Annotated in this window: 17 protein-coding genes; 8 read left to right on the top strand and 9 right to left on the bottom strand. The window is 70.6% G+C overall.

Annotated elements, in window-relative coordinates:
• Positions 1–5 precede the first annotated feature (5 nt).
• Positions 6–374, bottom strand: coding sequence for a VOC family protein (locus ACXJLH_RS04285; protein ID WP_056205284.1), 369 nt, complete (start codon positions 372–374; stop codon positions 6–8).
• Positions 375–562: 188 nt separating this feature from the next.
• Between ACXJLH_RS04285 and ACXJLH_RS04290 the strand changes: the two genes are divergently transcribed.
• Entirely contained in the window at positions 563–1,186 is a 624-nt protein-coding gene (locus ACXJLH_RS04290; protein ID WP_457442609.1) for a hypothetical protein, read from the top strand.
• 91 nt (positions 1,187–1,277) lie between these two features.
• Here the strand turns inward: ACXJLH_RS04290 and ACXJLH_RS04295 are convergent, their stop codons facing one another.
• From ACXJLH_RS04295 to ACXJLH_RS04305, 3 genes are all read right to left on the bottom strand, one after another.
• Positions 1,278–1,571, bottom strand: coding sequence for a hypothetical protein (locus ACXJLH_RS04295; RefSeq protein ID WP_457442610.1), 294 nt, complete (start codon positions 1,569–1,571; stop codon positions 1,278–1,280).
• A gap of 12 nt (positions 1,572–1,583) precedes the next feature.
• A complete protein-coding gene (locus tag ACXJLH_RS04300) occupies positions 1,584–4,127 on the bottom strand; it encodes a protein kinase domain-containing protein (protein WP_457442611.1) in 2,544 nt (847 codons plus the stop codon).
• Between the two features lie 165 nt (positions 4,128–4,292).
• Positions 4,293–4,841, bottom strand: coding sequence for an ECF-type sigma factor (locus tag ACXJLH_RS04305; protein ID WP_457389511.1), 549 nt, complete (start codon positions 4,839–4,841; stop codon positions 4,293–4,295).
• 88 nt (positions 4,842–4,929) lie between these two features.
• Here ACXJLH_RS04305 and ACXJLH_RS04310 point away from each other — a divergent pair, with 88 nt between their 5' ends.
• On the top strand, positions 4,930–5,178 hold the full coding sequence (locus tag ACXJLH_RS04310; RefSeq protein ID WP_056204906.1) for a DUF3297 family protein: 249 nt from the start codon (positions 4,930–4,932) through the stop codon (positions 5,176–5,178).
• On the opposite strand, the gene ACXJLH_RS04315 is transcribed toward ACXJLH_RS04310, so the two are convergent.
• Positions 5,169–5,555 (bottom strand): hypothetical protein, encoded by a 387-nt coding sequence (locus ACXJLH_RS04315; protein ID WP_457442612.1) that lies wholly within the window; start codon positions 5,553–5,555, stop codon positions 5,169–5,171. The two genes, ACXJLH_RS04310 and ACXJLH_RS04315, sit on opposite strands and share 10 nt — an antisense overlap.
• Positions 5,552–6,910 (bottom strand): cytochrome P450, encoded by a 1,359-nt coding sequence (locus ACXJLH_RS04320; RefSeq protein ID WP_457442613.1) that lies wholly within the window; start codon positions 6,908–6,910, stop codon positions 5,552–5,554. Before ACXJLH_RS04320 ends, ACXJLH_RS04315 begins: the two co-directional genes overlap by 4 nt.
• A 60-nt stretch (positions 6,911–6,970) precedes the next feature.
• On the opposite strand from ACXJLH_RS04320, the gene ACXJLH_RS04325 reads away from it, so the two are divergent.
• The 6 genes from ACXJLH_RS04325 (at position 6,971) to ACXJLH_RS04350 (ending at position 11,734) form a co-directional block, all read left to right on the top strand.
• Complete coding sequence (locus ACXJLH_RS04325) at positions 6,971–7,816, top strand: helix-turn-helix domain-containing protein (protein ID WP_457442614.1); 846 nt, start codon at positions 6,971–6,973, stop codon at positions 7,814–7,816.
• A 22-nt stretch (positions 7,817–7,838) separates the two neighbouring features.
• Positions 7,839–8,636, top strand: coding sequence for a hypothetical protein (locus ACXJLH_RS04330; RefSeq protein WP_457442615.1), 798 nt, complete (start codon positions 7,839–7,841; stop codon positions 8,634–8,636).
• Between the two features lie 103 nt (positions 8,637–8,739).
• On the top strand, positions 8,740–9,918 hold the full coding sequence (locus tag ACXJLH_RS04335; RefSeq protein ID WP_457352433.1) for an acetyl-CoA C-acyltransferase: 1,179 nt from the start codon (positions 8,740–8,742) through the stop codon (positions 9,916–9,918).
• The gene (locus ACXJLH_RS04340) at positions 9,918–10,547 is read left to right on the top strand and encodes a LysE family translocator (RefSeq protein ID WP_457352431.1); all 630 of its coding nucleotides are present in this window, start codon (positions 9,918–9,920) and stop codon (positions 10,545–10,547) included. The genes ACXJLH_RS04335 and ACXJLH_RS04340 overlap by 1 nt, the downstream gene beginning before the upstream one ends.
• The gene (locus tag ACXJLH_RS04345; protein ID WP_457352429.1) at positions 10,544–11,209 is read left to right on the top strand and encodes an SDR family oxidoreductase; all 666 of its coding nucleotides are present in this window, start codon (positions 10,544–10,546) and stop codon (positions 11,207–11,209) included. The genes ACXJLH_RS04340 and ACXJLH_RS04345 overlap by 4 nt, the downstream gene beginning before the upstream one ends.
• A 54-nt stretch (positions 11,210–11,263) precedes the next feature.
• Complete coding sequence (locus ACXJLH_RS04350) at positions 11,264–11,734, top strand: MaoC family dehydratase (RefSeq protein ID WP_457442616.1); 471 nt, start codon at positions 11,264–11,266, stop codon at positions 11,732–11,734.
• On the opposite strand, the gene ACXJLH_RS04355 is transcribed toward ACXJLH_RS04350, so the two are convergent.
• From ACXJLH_RS04355 to ACXJLH_RS04365, 3 genes are all read right to left on the bottom strand, one after another.
• A complete protein-coding gene (locus ACXJLH_RS04355) occupies positions 11,715–12,086 on the bottom strand; it encodes a response regulator (RefSeq protein ID WP_457442617.1) in 372 nt (123 codons plus the stop codon). The two genes, ACXJLH_RS04350 and ACXJLH_RS04355, sit on opposite strands and share 20 nt — an antisense overlap.
• A 171-nt stretch (positions 12,087–12,257) precedes the next feature.
• Positions 12,258–14,066, bottom strand: coding sequence for a PAS domain-containing sensor histidine kinase (locus ACXJLH_RS04360; protein ID WP_457442618.1), 1,809 nt, complete (start codon positions 14,064–14,066; stop codon positions 12,258–12,260).
• Positions 14,067–14,181: 115 nt separating this feature from the next.
• Positions 14,182–17,208, bottom strand: coding sequence for a VIT domain-containing protein (locus tag ACXJLH_RS04365; RefSeq protein WP_457442619.1), 3,027 nt, complete (start codon positions 17,206–17,208; stop codon positions 14,182–14,184).
• Positions 17,209–17,418: the final 210 nt, after the last annotated feature.

Here is a 17,418-nt window from a genome sequence, read left to right on the forward strand (position 1 = left end):
GCTGCTCAACCCTGCGTCGGCCTGAACACCCGCACCCGGTGGCCGTCCGGGTCCGCGGTGACTGCCGTGAAGCCGAAGTCCATCGCCGTCGGCACCTGCAGCACCGGCCAGCCCGAGGCCTTCCAGGCGGCGACGGCGGCATTGACTTCGTTGTCCGTGCCGACCGTGATGCCGATCTCGGCGCCGCCGCCGCGCTGGCCGCTGCCCGGTTGCACGTCATGCGCGGCCCAGAGGCCGAGCATGGTCTTGTCATTGAGCATGAACATCGCGAAGTTCGGGCTCTGCTCGACGGGTTCCCGGCCCAGCAGCGAGCGATAGAAGAGCACGCTCTCGGCAGGGCTGTGCACGTAGAGGATGAGGCAGTCGGGTTGCATGGTGGTCTCCGTTGGGTGATGAATGAAGCCATCGTCGGCGCCGGTTATGTCACCGGCTGTCAGCAGGCCCTGGGGGCTATCCCGGCGGTAGTTTTCACATCGCGCGTGTGATCCCTGGCGGGCCGCACTTGCGTCCTTGATGACAGGCCCGGCGTGTTGCCGTGCCCCACCTCTATCGGAGAACCATCATGGCCGCATTGCCCGTCACCATCGCCCTGAAGAGCATCAAGTGCAAGATCGAGACCGACGAGGTCGGCTCGGACGAGCCCTATGTGCTCGTCACCGCCGTCGACCTGACCAACCCGATCCTGCCCAACGCCGAAGTCACGCTCTACGGCCCGTGGGGCGACGTCGACGAGGGCGAATCCCGCAGCACCCAGCCGCTGCAGCCGGGCATCAACCCGAGCGACATGCCCTTCATCGTCTGGCGCCGCAATGCCTGGGGCCCGTCGGGCCAGGCCAAGGCCATCGCCAACCCGGCCAATGCCGTCATCCTCGTGTCGATGATGGAGCACGACGACGGCAAGCCCGGCACGGCACGCGAGCTGACCAAGGGCGCCGTCGTCAGCTCGTTGGCGGCCTCTGCCGGCATGACACGGGCTCAGCGCGTGAGTAAGCTGAAGGCCGACATCAACGGCGCGCTCGGCATTCCCACCGGCTTCCCCAACTTCGACGACCGTGTCGGCACGACCCAGGAGTTCGTGCTCAGCACCAACCTGCTAGACGTGGCCGCCGGCCCCAAGAGCAAGACGCTGACCATCGTGGGGGATGGCGGCAAGTATGAAGTGACTCTGGTGGTAACCAAGGGCTGAGACCCGACCGAGCACAGGGCCTGCGCCCTGTGCGACGCGGGCCGAAGGACTGCTGCCGTACAAGGCGGCAGGCATAACGGTCCACTACTTGCTAACCGCCCGTCTTGACTGGCACCTTCACCGCCGGGCAGGCGGTGTTGGCCGGGTCGGGGCACTTGGGCAGCTTGGGCTTGACCTGGGTGCCGGTATTGCTGCCATCGGTCGCGGCGCCACCACCGCTGCCACCGGCGACGGGCGCGCCGCCGGGCGGGGTGGCAGCCTTCACCGCCGGTGAGCTGGCGGCCTTGGCCGCCGGGGTGCCGGTGGCCGGTGCCACATCAGCGGCGTGCGCCGCGAGCGCGGCGCCCAGGCAGGCCGTGGCCAGCATCGAGTCGAGAAGCTTCATCGCAGTCCTCCGTCAGAAGTCCAGCAGGGCCAGGCCCGGCGGCGCCGGGTGGGATGTGGACGATAGCAATTGCGACAGCCGCGTGCGCATGGCCGCGGCGTCGGCACGGTCGGCCAGCGCACCAGCGTAGGCATCCAGCGCGTCGCGCGCGTCGCGGCCGTCTCCGAGCGCGACGAGCGCCCTCAGCCGCAGGCGGTCCGGGTGGCCCGGCGGCAGGCCGGCCTCGGCCAGCGCCAGGGCCTCGTGATAGGCGGCGCGAGCCGGCTCGATGCGGCCGACGCTTTCATGGGCCAGCCCCAGCAGCGCCAGCGTCGGCCAGCGATCGGTGTCCTGCAACCCCAGCCGCGTGCGCTGGGCGGCCTCGGCCTGCGTCAGCATCGCGACGGCCTCGGCCGTGCGCCCCTGGCGCAGCGCCGCCTCGCCGAGCAGCGCGCGTGCGCGCTCCGCCGCCGGGTGTCCTGCCTCTTCCAGCGTGGACAGCAGCGGGCGCATCCGCGCCTCGGCCACGGCCGGCTCGCCACGGCGCATTTGCTGGCGTGCTGCCACCAGCCCCACGACGGCGGTCGCCTGGGCTTCGCCGCCGCGGCGGGCCTGCGCCAACGCCAGCTCCGCTTCGCGCGCCGCCTCGTCGGGTCGGCCGGCGTGGAACAGCGCGGTGGCCAGCCAGGTGCGCGTCGAGACGGTGTTGAGGTCGGCCGGTCCCAGCACTTCCTGCAGCTCCTGCACGCTGGCGCGCAGCAGGGGCAGGGCGGCGACGTGGTGCCCCAGTTCGACCTCCATCGTCGCGACGGCCATCCGGGCCTGGGCGGCGATCAGCCGCCCCGCGCCTTCGCTGGCATCGACGAGGGCTTGCAGCCAGCGCCGCGCATCGTCCCAGCGCCCCTGGGCCCGGGCGAGGCTGGACATCGCATCGGCCACGCGCCGATAGCGCTCATGGCGCGTGCCGAAACGCTCGCGAACCCCTTGCTCGGCCCGCGTCAGCAGCGACTGCGCCTCGTCGAGGCGGCCGGCCTCCATGGACATCTCGCCGAGATGGGCGAGGGCGGACAAGGCCACCGCGTCGTCCTGCGCCGGCGCCGCAGGCACCAACCCCATCAGCAGCGCGCGCGCATCGTCGATCTGCCCCAGGCGGCTGCGGGCATTGGCCAGCTCGAAGGCGACATCGCGGCCCGTCTCGCCGCGGCCCTGCAGCTGGGCGTGTGCGAGCGACAGCGCTTCGGCCGCCAGGGGCATGTCGCCGGATTGGTTCAGCAGCAGCCCCAGTGGCCGGGCCACTTCGGCCAGCATGGCCGGGTCATCGCCCAGCCGTCGCTTGGCTTCGGCCCAGCTGCGCCTGAGCAGCTCGATCATCGGCACCGTCGCGCTGCCGGAGGCGTCGGGGCTGAGGCCGGCGAGCAGCTCGGTCAGCACGCTTTGCACGCGCCGCGTGCGTTCGGCTTCTCGCGCGGCCTCGCGCCATTGCCAGGCGGTGGTGGCCATGCCGGCCAGCAGGCTGGCCAGCACCAGGCTCAGGGCGACCAGCTGCAGCCGGTAGCGGCGCGCGAATTTGGCGCTTCTGTAGGCCAGCGAGTCGGGCCGCGCGAGGATGGGGCGGTGCTCGAGATGGCGGCGCACGTCGTCGGCCAGTGCGCTGGCGCCGGCATAGCGCTCGTCGGGGCGCTCCTTCAGCGCGCGGCCGACGATCAGGGCGAGGTCGCCGCGCAGCGTGCCCCCAGGCTCACGCTGGCCGGTCAGCAGCAGGCACAGCAGGCGGCCCAGCGCAAACACATCGGTGGCGGTGCTGACCGGCTCGCCGCGCAGTTGCTCGGGCGCGGCGTACTCGGGCGTCAGGCCCGCAGGCAGTTGCGCAGTCAGCTCCGCGCCGGTGTCATCAACAAGCAGCTTGGCGACACCGAAATCCAGCAGCTTCACGTCGCCGTCCGCAGTGACAAGGATGTTGCCCGGCTTGAGATCGCGGTGCACGACCAGGCGCGCGTGCGCATGAGCCACCGCGTCGCACACCTGCAGAAAGAGCCGCAGCCGCTCGTTCACATGAAGGTTCTGCAGCTCGCACCAGCGATCGATGCGCTCGCCCTCCACCAGCTCCAGCACCAGATAGCGCGTGCGCGAAGTGCCAAGCATGGCTTCGCCGATGTCCAGCAGGCGGGCAATGTGTGGATGGGTCAACCGCGACAGCAGCTCGCCCTCGCGGCGAAAGCGCGCCTGGTTCCCCTCGCCGCGCCAGGGGCTGTGCAGCAGCTTGATGGCCGCCTCGCCGCTGTGGGCGCCATCGCTGCGCCGAGCGCGCCAGACCTCGCCCATGCCGCCGCTGCCCAGCGGTGCGACGAGGGTCCACGCGCCCAGCACCTGGCCGGCCAGTTCGGGAGCGCCCGGTACTTGCGCCGGCTTGGCCAGAAAGCCGCGCTCTTCGGCCGCGTGGTCAGCGTTGATGAGGGCCTCCAGCCGCTCCCGTTGCGCCGGTGGCAGCTCGGCCAGCAAGGCTTCACGCTCGGCCGGCGTCGCGTCCTGCCATTCATCGAAGGCGGCGAGCGCGCCGGCCCGGTCAGTGGTGTTCACGTCAACTGGCCGCGGCGGCAAATCGGGCCGAGCGCCGGGCCGCTCCCAAGCCGGCCCGTCAGGCGATGTGCTCGCGGCTTGATGCCGCGAGCATCGCCGTCCCCGCGGGGGACCGGCTGGGATGGCCCGCGTTCAGCGAGGCGCGACCGGACGAGGGGTTTCATTTCACGCCTGCAACGCGTCGAACAAGAAAGCCCGCGCTTTACGCCAGTCGCGCTTGATCGTCGGCACCGAAACGCCCAGCAGCTCGGCGATCTCCTCCAGCTCCAGGCCGCCGAAGAAGCGCATCTCGACGACCTGGTGGGCGCGGCCGTCGGCGCGCTCCAGCATCTGCAGCACGTCGTCGAGCTTGAGCACATCGGGCGGCGCAATCTGCTCCAGCGCGGCGGTCGACAGCGTCACCTCGGCCTGCCCGCCGCCGCGCTTGTCGGCGTGGCGCTCGCGAACGTGGTCGATGATGACGCTGCGCATGACCTTGCTGGCATGGGCGAAGAATTGCGCGCGGTGCTGGGCAGCTTCCTTCGGGATCGGACCCGCACTCTTCAGCCAGACCTCATGGATCAGTGCCGCCGGCTCCAGCGTCATCGGTGCGTGGCCGGCGAGATGACTTCTTGCCAGGCGCTTGAGCTCGGGGTAGAGCAGGGTGTAGAGGCGGTCTCGCGCCTCGGTCTCGCCGGACGCCAGGGCCGTCAGCAGCTGGGTGATCTCTGTCATGGGCGCGATGCTGGCGCCAAGTGCGCCCGTGCGGAACCCCCACCTTGCGCGCGAGAATGCCGGTTTGCTTCTTCGCCCGCCCCATTCCATGCCTGACACCCCCAGCCGCCCCGAACTGCCCGACCATCTCAGCGTCGACCCGCGCAGCCCTCACCACGTCGCCGCCGTCTTCGAGCACGACATCGGCATCCGCTTCAACGGCAAAGAGCGCCAGGACGTCGAGGAGTACTGCATCAGCGAGGGCTGGATCAAGGTGCCCGCCGGCAAGACGCTGGACCGCAAGGGCCGGCCGCTGTGCATCAAGCTCAAGGGTGCTGTCGAGGCTTTCTACCGCTGAGACATCAGCACCAATGCGGCCGCCGCGAGCAGCGCGATCCAGGCCGGGTGACGGCCGCGGTTGCTGAGCAGCACCAGGCCCCCGCTGACCGCCAACGCCGTGGCGGCGGCCGCTTCGATGATGCCGCCGGACATCGCCTGCACCGCCGGTTGGGCCAGCCACGCCAGCACCACCGCCAGTGCCCAGGCCAGGGCCGTGACGACATGCCAGCTTGCCCACAAGATGCGGGTCTGGAATTCGCGCAGCGCCGGCTGGCCGCCGACGGGCACCAGGCCGCCAGCGCGCAGATGGCGAAACAGCAAGCGCTCGCCCAGCCATGAGTGCGCCAGGCCGATGACGAAGACCAGCGCCGCCGCGCCAACGAGCCAGGGGTTCATGCCGCCCTCCGTGAAGTGAGCCTCAGTGTGAGGCCGGACTCGGGCCGCAGCGTGACGGCCATGCGCGGCTTGGGCGCCTCGTTGCCGACCGGGCTCAGCTCGAAGCGCTGCAGCAGCAGGGCGGCGATCAGCGTCATCTCCAGCACCGCGAAATGCTGGCCCAGGCAGACGCGCGGGCCCAGGCCGAAGGGGATGTAGGCGCCGCGCGGGATTTCGTGTGCAGCCCCTGGCATGAAGCGCTCCGGCTTGAAGGCCAGCGGCGCATCCGGCCACCAGCGCGGGTCGCGGTGCAGCAGCCAGGGCGTCACGCGCACCAGCGTGCGGGCCGGCAGGCGCACGCCGCCCAGCGTGATCTCACGCGTCAGGCGGCGCGTCATGATGGCCGCCACCGGCGGGTACAGGCGCATCGCTTCCTTCAGTGTGGCGGACAGAAAAGGCAGGGCGCCCGCGTCATCGGCCGTCGGCACGCGGCCGGCCAGGACTGCATCCACTTCGGCGCTGGCGCGTGCCTGGGCCTCGGGGTGCGCCGCCAGCAGCCAGCTCCACCACAGCAGGGCCGTCGCGCTCGTCTCATGGCCGGCCTGGAAGCTGACCATGCACTGGTCGTAGACCTCCTGTGGCGACAGCGCCTCGCCGGTCGCCTCGTCGCGCAATGCCATCAGCATGCCGAGCAGGTCGGGCTTGCCGTCGCCGGACGCGCGCCGGGCGTTGACATGGCCGCCCAGCAGTCCGTGCATCAGCTTGTGCGCGCGCCGCTTGGCGGCCTTGCCCGGCAGCGGCAGCCAGTCGGGCAGCGTGAATGGCCAGAACATCTCGGCCAGCGCCGTCTCGCTGAGCACCTGCACGGCGTGCGCAGCGGCCGCGGTGTCGGCGCCGATCGGCGTGCTGAACAGCGTGCGCGAGATGACGTCCATGGTCAGGTGGCTGAACAGCGTGTCCATCGCCACCTCGCCGTCCTGTACGCCGGCCAGCCCGGCGACGGCCGCATCGGTCATCAGCGCCGCATAGCCGGCCACGCGCTTGGGCGTGAAGGCCTGCATCAACATGCGGCGCTGGCGCTGCCAGGTGGCGCCTTCGGTGACGAGCACGGACTGGCCCATCAGCTGGGAAAACACCTCGGGCCCGCGCGCCCAGCGGATCAGCGCGTCGGCATGGTCCACCATGACCTCGCGCACCAGTTCCGGGTCGAAGACATCGACGCCGCGTTCGCCGAGGATGGTCTGGCGCGGCAGATCGCCCAGCGATCGCTGCGCGGAGATCACCGCGAGATAGTCGCGCCGCATGGCCGCAAGCACGGGGATGCCCCACCAGCGCGTGGGGTGGCCAGGCAGGTCGTTCCAGGTCAGTGTTGTCATGGACGGTGATGCTGCGCTCCCGGGGCGGACGGGTCTTGAACGAATGCGACACTGATCGCGATGCAAGCCCACACACGCCTCTGGCTGCCGCCGCTGGCCCTCGCCGGCTGCGTGCGTGGCGTGATGCTGCGCGACACGCGCGGCCGAAACCTCGATGCCGTGCAGCGCGAGAACTACTTTCCCGCAACACCGCTGGTCCAGCTGTTCTGGTGGGCCGAGGGCAGCAGCGAATGGCTGGCAACACCGGGTTTCTCAACACCGCCGCCGGAGCGCCGCCACGCGCCCGTGCTGTTCGGCGGGCCGTTCACGCTGCCCACGCACACGCGCAACCTCGGCGAGGTGTGGGCCTTCAAGCTGCTGCTGTTGCCCGACGCCTTCATCGCGCTGACTGGTGTCGCGCTGGACCGCCACGTCAACCGGGTCGTCGATGCGCGCGAGATGCTGCCCGCGGACTGGCTGGCCTGGGCCGAGCAGATGTCCGCCGCGCCCGATGACGCCACGCGCTTGCAATTGCTCGAAGGCTTCCTGCTGCCACGCTGGCAGGCCCTGGGCACGCAGCGCCCCGGCCACCGCTATGCCGACTGGACCCAGGCCCTGGCGGTGCGCGCCGCCACCAGCGCGGCCGGCCGCAGCCTGCGCCAGCTCGAGCGCCGCATCAAGGCCTGGGCCGGCTTGCCGATGCGCGAGCTGCGCGCCGTGTCGCGCGCCGAGAACGCCTTCCTTGCGGTGGCCGCTGCTGAGGCCGGCGCGGGTGTGAACTGGGCCGACATCGCCGCCGACAACGACTACGCCGACCAGAGCCATCTCTGCCGCGAGACGCGCCGCTTGACCGGCTTCAGCCCCGAGGACCTGCGCCGCCGCATCCAGGCGGAGGAAGCCTTCTGGGCTTACCGGTTATGGCGCTGAACCCGAGGCCTAAACTGGCGCGATGACCCGCCTGCTGCTCCTGGCCCTGTTGCTGTGCTGGGTGGCTACGTCGGCTTGCGCGGCGCCCTGCCCGCAGCCGCTGCGCATCGGCTTCAGCGATGCTGCCTCGCCGCCGGGCCTGCTGGGTCAGGGCCCCGACTTTCCCGAGCCGCCAGGTTGGGAGGTCGTCGCCGTGCGCGAGGCGCTCAAACGCCTGGGCTGCCAGGGCGAACTGCTGCGCCTGCCCAACCGCCGCCTGTCGGCCTCATTGGCCCAGGGCGGCGTCGACATCGCGCTGCTGTTCGGCACCACGCCCGAGCGACTGCGCAGCTTGCGCTTCCCCCTCGACGCTCACGGCCGGCCCGACGTGGCCTGGGCTCCCGTATTCGGCCACCTGGCGCTGTTTGGTCGCGGTGGCGAGGCTCCCGATCCCGCCTGGGACGGCAAGCTTCTGCCCAAGGGCCTGCGCGTGGGCGTGCTGGCCGGCTCGGTGCAGGACGCCATCGCGCGCGGTCACGGCTGGGCGGTCGAGCCCATCAGCGCACTCGACGCGGGGCCGACCATGCTGCAGGCGCGCCGCTTCGACCTGCTGCTGAGCACCCGCGAGGTGCTCACACCCGAGCAGCGCGCCGAGCTCGTCGAATGGGCGCCCGGCGTGGCCAAGCTGCCCTATTTCGCGCCGGCCTCGCCGCAGTTCGCCCAGCGCCACCCGGACTGGACGCGCGCCTTCTGGCGCCAGCTGTGCCAGGCCGTGCGGCGGCTGGAGCCCGACATCCGCCCGGTTGAATGCGGCAGCGCGCCGGCCACGGCCTGGCGCTAGGCCCCAAGCCCAACCGATTGACCCTGGCATTGCGCGGCAATTGACGCGCACGTCAATTGATCGCGTCAGAATGGCGCATCTGAGTTACCAACGGAGTACAGCCATGTCCGACCCGATCGTCATTGTTTCCGCCGCCCGCACCCCCATCGGCGGCCTGCTGGGTGATTTCGCCGGCCTGGCCGGCTGGGAGCTGGGCGCCATTGCCATCAAGGCGGCCGTCGAGCGCGCCGGCGTGCCGGGCGACTCGGTCGATGAAGTGCTGATGGGCAACTGCCTGATGGCCGGCCAGGGCCAGGCGCCCGCCCGCCAGGCCGTGCGCAAGGCCGGCCTGCCCGATTCGGCCGGCGCCGTCACGCTGAGCAAGATGTGCGGCTCCGGCATGCGCACCATGATGTTTGCCCACGACATGCTGGCAGCCGGCTCGGCCGAGGTCATGGTGGCCGGCGGCATGGAGAGCATGACCAACGCCCCCCACCTGATGTTCGCGCGCAAGGGCGTCAAGTACGGTGTTGCGCAGATGTACGACCACATGGCCCTGGACGGCCTGGAAGACGCCTATGAGCGCGGCAAGGCCATGGGCGTGTTCGCCGAACAGTGCGTGAGCAAATACAGCTTCAGCCGCGAGGCCATGGACCAATACGCCATCACCTCCACCCAGCGTGCCAAGGCCGCCAACGAGAGCGGCGCCTTCGATTGGGAAATGGCGCCGGTGACGATCAGCTCGCCTAAGGGCGACACCGTCATCAAGTTCGACGAGCAGCCCTTCAAGGCCAAGCTCGACAAGATCCCGTCGCTCAAGCCCGCCTTCAAGAAGGACGGCGCCATCACCGCCGCCACCTCGTCCAGCATCTCCGACGGCGCCGCCGCCCTGGTACTGATGCGCGAGAGCACGGCCAAGGCCCGCGGCCTGGCACCGATCGCCCGCATCGTCAGCCATGCCGTGCACGCCCAGGCGCCGGAATGGTTCAGCACTGCGCCGGCCGGCGCCATCCAGAAGGCGCTGGCCAAGGCCGGCTGGCAGGCGGGCCAGGTGGATCTGTGGGAAGTCAATGAAGCCTTCGCCGCCGTCACCATGGCCGCGATGGCCGACTTCAAGCTGCCCCACGACATCGTCAACGTCAACGGCGGTGCCGTGGCACTGGGCCACCCCATCGGCGCCAGCGGTGCGCGCATCGTCGTCACACTGCTGGGCGCGCTGAAGGCCCGTGGGCTCAAGAAGGGCATGGCGGCGTTGTGCATTGGTGGCGGTGAAGCGACGGCGCTGGCGGTGGAGATGCTCTGATGCTGGGTACCCACGATCTGGCGCTGTTTGCCGCCACCGTCTTCGTGCTGAATGCGACGCCCGGCGTCGACATGGCCTACACGGTCGCCAGCACGCTGCGTGGCGGCTGGCGCCAGGGCGTGGCGGCGGCGGTCGGCATCATGGCGGGCTGCGTGCTGCATTCGCTGGCCGCGGCCTTTGGCCTGGCGGCGCTGTTGGCCACGTCGGCCGAGGCCTTCACGGTCGTCAAGCTCGTGGGTGCGGCGTATCTGCTCTATGTGGCATGGGGCATGGCCCGGGCCGGGCTGCGTCCGGCGTCGGCCGCGGCCGAAGTGAGCGCGCCGCAGTCGCTGTGGCGCACCGCGCGACAGGGCTTCTTTACGAATGCGCTGAATCCCAAGGTCGCGCTGTTCTTCCTTGCGCTGCTGCCGCAGTTCATCGCGGCCGACGCACCGAGCAAGACGCTTTCTTTCCTGTTCCTGGGCGGCTGGTTCATCGTGCAGGGCCTGCTCTTCCTGCTCGCCCTCATCGTGCTGATAGCACCGTTGCGCCGTTCCAAACCGCGGCCTTGGGTGGGGCGCAGCCTCAACCTCGGTGGCGCCGGTCTTTTCACCTTGCTCGCGGCCAAGCTTGCGTTGACCAAACCATGAATGTTCTCATCGTCGGTGCATCTCGAGGCTTGGGCCTGGAATTCGTCCGCCAGTACCGTGCGGCCGGCGCGCGCATCACGGCCACGGCCCGCGACGAGGCGGCGCTGGACCGGCTGCACGCCCACGGCGCCCGCGCCTTGAAGCTGGACGTGGCCGACACGGCCAGCGTGTCCGGCCTGGCCTGGCTGATCGACGGCGAGGCCTTCGACGTCGTCGTCATCAACGCCGGCGTCTACGGCCCCAGCACTTCGGGCCTGGAGACGCCGACGGTGGAGGACTTCGACGCCGTCATGCACACCAATGTGCTCGGCCCGATGCGCCTGCTGCCGCAGATTGCCGAGGCGCTGGCGCCGGGTGCCCGCGTGGCCATCCTCTCCTCCAAGATGGGCTCCATCGGCTCGCGCGCCAGCACCAGCGGCTGGCTCTACCGGGCTTCCAAGGCGGCGGTGAACTCCGTCATGAAAGATGCCGCGCTGACCCTGGCAGGCAAGGCCACCGTCATCAGCTTCCACCCCGGCTGGGTGCGCACCGACATGGGCGGCTCGGGCGCCGACATCGACGCGTCGACCAGCATCGCCGGCATGCGCACCGTGCTGGCCAGCGTGAAACCGGCGGATACGGGCAGTTTCTTCAATTACGACGGGCAACGATTGGACTGGTGAGTCCCCTTTATTGGCGGCGCGGCGGCCCGGCGGATTGCGCTAAGGTCTCGACCCATGGACACAACCCTCGCAGAAGCCGAAACGACCAGCCTGATCCGTGCCGGGGAAACCTGCGAACGTCACATCCGCTTCACGCGTGAGGACATCGCCGCTTTTGCCCGCCTGACCGGCGACTCCAACCCCCTGCACCACGATGTGCAGGCGGCCCAGCGGGCACGGCACGGCGAGATCATCGCCAGCGGCCAGCAGACGACGGCGCAGATGATCGGCCTCGTCGCCAGCCACTTCTCGCGCGGCGATGACGGCGCGGATCGCGAGCTGCTGTGCCTGAACTTCAATTTCGCCTTCAAGGCGCCGGTGTTCGCCGAGCAAGAGCTGCTGCTGCACTGGCGCGTGGCCAGCGTGGAATGGAATGCGACGCTCGGTGGCTGGCTGGCCCTCGTCGATGGGCGGGCGACCGTGCGCAACGCCCACCCTTGCGTAGTCGGGCGTGGCACGCTGCTCGTCAAGGCAGCCAAGGCCTGATTTCGTCCGCGAGCGTGGTCACATCGATGGGTTTGCCGATATGGGCGGCACAGCCGGCCGCCAGCGCTCGGGCGCGTTCCTCGGGCATGGCCTGGGCGCTCATCGCCAGCACAGGCACGTCGCGCAGCGCCGGATCGGCCTTCAGTCGGCGTGTGGCCTCGTAGCCGTCGAGAACCGGCATGCGCAGGTCCATCAGGATGATGTCGGGCCGGCGCGCGGCGGCAGCTTCCAGGCCAAGTTGGCCATTGGCCGCCCAGTCGACCTCGAAGCCGGCGGCCTCCAGCACATAACGCGCGAGATAGGCGTTGGCCGCGTTGTCCTCGACCAGCAGCACTCGCGGCGTGTTGGCCATGTCAGGCGCTCCCCATGTGCCGCCGGAGCCTTGCGGGCCGAGTGCCGGGCCGCTCCCAAGCCGGCCCGCGCTGGCGATGTGCTTGCCGGTCGAACCGGCTAGCATCGCCGTCCCCTTGGGGGACCGATCGGGCGCGCCTGCGTTCAGCAGGGCGAGACCGGGCGAGGGGCCTCATAGCGCGTCCATCTCGATGACGAAGCGCGAGCCCCCACCTTCGGCAGGCTCGTGGCGGATGCGACCCTGCATGCCGGCCAGCAGCTGGGCGCTCAGGTAAAGGCCCAGCCCCGTGCCCTCCTGGGCATGGGCGACGCCGCCTTCGAGCTGGCGGAAGGGCTGGAAGAGCAGGGCTCGATGCGCCTCGGGGATGCCGGGGCCGTGATCCCTGACGCTCAGGACCAGGCGCTTGCCGTCTTGCCAGGCCTGGATCTCGATGTCGCCCTGCTCGGAGAACTTGATGGCATTGCCCACCAGGTTGATCAGCACCTGGGTCAGCTTGCGGCGGTCCCCACGCCAGGGCAGCGACGGGGCCATGACCAGCTTCAACACCAGGCCCCGGGGTTCGGCCAGCGGGCGCAACTGGCCCGCCACATCGGCGGCGATCTCGGCGATGTCGATCGGTTCGATGTGGAGGTCCATGCGCCCGGCCTCGATGCGCGACAACTCCAGCAGGTCGTTGATGAGGGCCAACAGGTGGCGGCCGGAGCTGGCGACGAAACCGAGCTGGCGTTTCTGCTCGGCGTTGACCGGGCCGCTGCGGCCACCGTGGATCAGGTCGGTGAAGCCGAGGATGGCATTCAGCGGCGTGCGCAGCTCATGACTCATGCGCGCCAGAAACTCGGACTTGAGCCGGTCAGCCTCCTGCAGCCTCAGGTGCTCGGCGGCCACGCGCTCGGCGGCCTTGCGTTCCGAGATGTCGTGCACGAAGCCGACGAACAGCGTCTCGCCGTCGAGCTCGAAGCGTGCGAAACGGATCTCCACCGGCAGATCCCGGCCATCGGCATGTCGGGCCAGGGTCTCAACGCCGCGCCAGTCCAGGCGTTTTTCTCCGGTCGCCATGTGGCGGGCCAGGCCAGCGACGTGCTGCGCCCGCAGGGCCTCGGGCTGCAAGGTCGCCAGCGGCTGGCCGTTGAGGCTGCCCGGTTCATGGCCGAGCAGCGCGTGGATGGCGGGATTGGCGAAACGGATGCTGCTGCCGGCATCGATGATGACGGCGCCGTCGATGCTGGTCTCCCACAGCGAGCGGAACAGCGCCTCGCTGCGCTGCACGGCCTGGTGGGTGCCCTGGTCCTCGCGGGCGCGCCGCATCACGAGGCCAGCGGCGGTCAGGCCGAACAGCAGGGCGCAGACCATCAGCATGCCGATCAGTGCCGCCGCCGTGATGCGCGACGCCAGCCCGAGGCTGGCCGAGAAGCGCTGCTCCATCGGCGTCAGCCGCGCATCCAGCGCCAGCACGCGGGGCTGCAGCGCGGCACGGGCCTCGGGAGGCAGTTCGCGGGCCTGGTGGGCCAGCGCGGTCATCTCGGTGATCAGCTCGTCGGCCTCGCGCCAGATGGCGACCGACTCGGCCATATAGGGCAGGCCGCGGCAGCAGCGGTAGAGCCGGATCAGGCCGGACGTGTCGTCGGCATGGTTGCGCGATTCGATGAAGCCCTGGCGGGCCTCGTCGTCATGGGCGCCACCTCCGTCCATGGCCTCGCGTGCACGCCTGGCGTTCAGGGGCACGGCGATCTCGCGCTCGAACGCCTGGTATTGCGCCTCGTCGCCGGATTGCAGATAGAGCACCAGGGCCAGCGTCGCGCTCTTCTGCGCACGTGACCATTGGCTTTCGCCAGCGACGTAGGCCCGTGCGGCCGACAGCGCCGTGATGGCATACAGCCCCAGCACCGCGAGCAACGCCGCCATGCCGATCAGCAGCCAGGCCACGCGGCGCGCACCGTGCGGCAGCACGGCGGCTGGGGTGGAGGCGGAAGCGTGACTCACCGTGTCCGAGTATGCCCAGACGCTGCCGGCGCGGGAACCTCAGGACGTAGGACGTTGCCTTCTGTTCTGCCTCGGCAGGGGTGTCATGCGCCGAGTGGTCAGAGCAAACCGGTCGTTACTTCGCTGCGCCACCGGCCCGCCCCTCCACCTCGAAGCTGCCCACCAGCACCTGGTCACCCCGGCCCGACAGGCGAAGCACGACGCGTTCGTCCTTCTGCGCGCCGGTGCCGAAGCCGGTGGCCAGCCACAGCATCAGCGTCGTGTAGGGCGACACCAGCTGCTGGCTGTGGCCATAGAACTGGACGCGCACCTCGTAGCGGCCCGGCTTGGCGCGGCGCAGCGAGAACTCCTCGGGGCCGTAGCCGCCCGTGAAATCGCGCGACATCGCGCCGCCCTGGCGGGTCAGGCGGTGGGCGTAGTAGGCCTTCTCGCCGTCGGGGTCGGTCACCCAGAGGTCGATGTCGGTGTTGTCGGCGTCCCAGGTCAGCACAGCGCGCAGGTCCAGCGGCAGGTTTTGGCGCAGGCGCGCGTCGACACGCGACAGGTCCAGCTTGGGCGTCCGGGCGGCCAGGGCATTGAGCTCGGTCAGCGCAATCAGGTCGATGTCGGCAAAACGCCCGTCCCAGGGCCGGCTGGCCACGTCCCACAACAGGTCCAGCGCGCGCTGGGGCTGGGTGGCGGCGAGGGCCAGGGCGAGGTCGCGCGAGGACTGCGGCTCGTCCGGTGCCAGTTCGCGCACGCGCTCCAGCAGCGGCACGGCCAGGGGGGTCTGGCCGGCCTGCTGCAGCCGGTAGGCCAGGATGCGCAGGATGTGGCGGTTCTCCAGCTCCATCTCGGCGAGGTTGGACAGCACGCGCACGGCCAGTGCCTGCTGACCCTTGGCGAAGAAAATCTCGGCCGCGTCGATGAAGAAGGCGGTGCTGGACAGATAGCCGGGCCGCTCGTCGAGGTAGATGGCATAGCGCTCGGCGTCGCTGGCCTCGCGCAGGCGGCGTGCGTAGGCGGCATTGGGCTCCCAGGCTCTCAGCGCGATGCTGGCCGGAGCGGCCGTCGGGCCGGCGTCCTCTTCGCGGGCGCGGCGCAATCCCGTCACGGCCACGGATTCGAGCGCGGGCGCAGCTGAGGGAGTCAACATCTGCGCGAGAGGCGGCGGTGCCGGCGCTGCGACGGGTGCTGGCGGCGGCTCTCGCAGGGCGATGGGGGCCGCTGGCTGCGCGATCGATGGGCGGACCGGCGCAGGCGCTGCCGGCCGGGTCTCGGCCACGGCGACGGGCGGCGTCTCGACGGGCCCCCGCGGGAACTCCTGGGCCCACCAGGCCTGGCGCTGCTTGAAGCGCTGCACGAGGCTGTCGATATGCCTTTCGCGATCGGCCTGGCGCGTGGCGCCACGCTGGGCCAGGCTCTGCCGGTAGGCGGCGCGCATGGTGGCCGTGGGGGGCACGATCTCGTAACGCACATAGTCGGCCAGCTCGTCGAGCACGATCAGCGAGGTCTCGGCGCTGAGCAGGCGGAACTGCTCGCCCAGACGCCGGATCTGGGCGCGGTTGCGTTGCTGCTCGGCCGACAGCTCGGCGATGCGCAGCTCGGCCCAGCGCCGCGCTGCCAGCGGCAGCGTGGCCTCGTCGGACGGAGGGCTCTCGGTCGGCGCCTTCAGCTCGATGCGGCGCTGGCTGCGCCGCCCCTGGCCATCGATGAGGGTGACGAGGAGGCGGCCGGTGACCACTGTCAGGCGAGTCGCGATGGCGAGGCGGCCGTTCTCGGGGTGCAGGGATTCGATGACGACGTCCTCGATGCCCTCGACGCCGTCGCCTTTCACGTCCAGTACCTGCAGGCCGGGCCTTGTCAGCGCGGTGAAGGCGGACGCGGTGCCCATCCGGGTCAGGTCCAGCAGGCGTGCACCGCCGGCCTCGGCGAGGCGGCGCAGCCGTGGCAGGTCGGCCCGGCTGGCGGCATTCACCGTGAACACGGGGCCGGCGGGTGGCAGGCCGCCGAGGTCGGGCCAGGTGGCCAGGCCGTCGCTGAACAGCAGGCTCATCGTGCCGCTGCCGGGGGGCGCGGCGGCCAGGCCGGCATACCAGGCGGCCGGGCTGCTGGCGCCGTCGTACGGCAACTGCTGCAGGGTGCGGCGCAGGGGCTGCCAGTCGCCACCGCGCACGTCGAAAACACGCACCGGCTCGGCGGCATCGCGTGCCACGGTCAGGTGCACGCGCACGTCGCGGGCGGCGGAGAAGAGGGCATCGAGCAGGGCGAACTCGCGCGCATGGTCGCGCTCGGCGCCGGAGCCGGAGGCATCCCAGACGAGGTTGAGTTCGCGAGGCAGGCGGGTGGCGCCACGCGCGCCCTCGACGGCGGCGAGCTCGGCATAGGCGTAGACCTGGCCGAGATGCTCCTGCACGATGACGCTGTCGCCGCCGCTGGCGGCCCAGCTCAGAGCCAGCGCCTCGCGCGGCTGCCAGTTGCGTCGCTGCAGCCGCAGCGACGTCTCGTCGCCACGGGAGAAAGTCTCGACGCCGGCCAATGCGCCGCTCACCTGCGGCTTGCCGCCACGCAGGTCGAAGCGACCCTCGAACTGGCCCATCGGCTGGCCGAAGTTCAAGGGCAGGCGGTACTGCATGCGCCCCTGCGGGTCGGGCTGCAGCGTCTCGGCCAGTTGCAGCATGACGCGCCGCTCGCCGTTGGGTGGCACCGGATAGATGCGCAGCTTGAAGTTGTTGCCGGCGGTGCGCTCGAGCAGGGCCGGGTCGACGCGGCGGCGCGAGATGTCGTCGAACACCTGGCGGCCCTTGTCCTTGGGCACCGGCACGGCGCTGACCATCTCGCCGCGGATGTCCAGCGCAAAGCCGACGACGCTCTGGCCGGCATCGAGCGGGAATTCCAGCGTGGCTTCCAGCTGGCGTGGGTTGGGGTTGTGCACGACCAACTCGATGCGCGTCTGCGCCTGGCTGCCGGCCAGTGTGGCCTGCACCTGCACGCGCTGCAGCGTCAGCGGCTGGCTGGCGTCGGGCACGATGAAGCGTGGCATGGGCGGCGCTACCGGGGGCAGGGGCTTGGGCGGCGGTGGCGGAGGGCTGAGCGCGAAGGCTGCCGAGGCCGTCAGGGTCAGCAGGGCGAACAGCGAGCGAAGCGTCGTGGCGGAAGGCATAAAGGTGTCCGGGACGGGCGGGCCAGGCGGGCACCGACAACACCTTGCCCAAACCGGCATCGTCGGCGAGTGCACCGTGTTCGTCAGCGTGAAGCTGGCGAACACAGGGCCTCTGCTTCTACGGCGGCAGCGGGCAAACAGGGTGAACGCCGCTCCGAAAAACCCCGGAGAGCGACTGAGGGAATATTCCCTTGGGTCCGTTACTGCTGC

Source organism: Roseateles sp. P5_E4, from assembly GCF_054049255.1.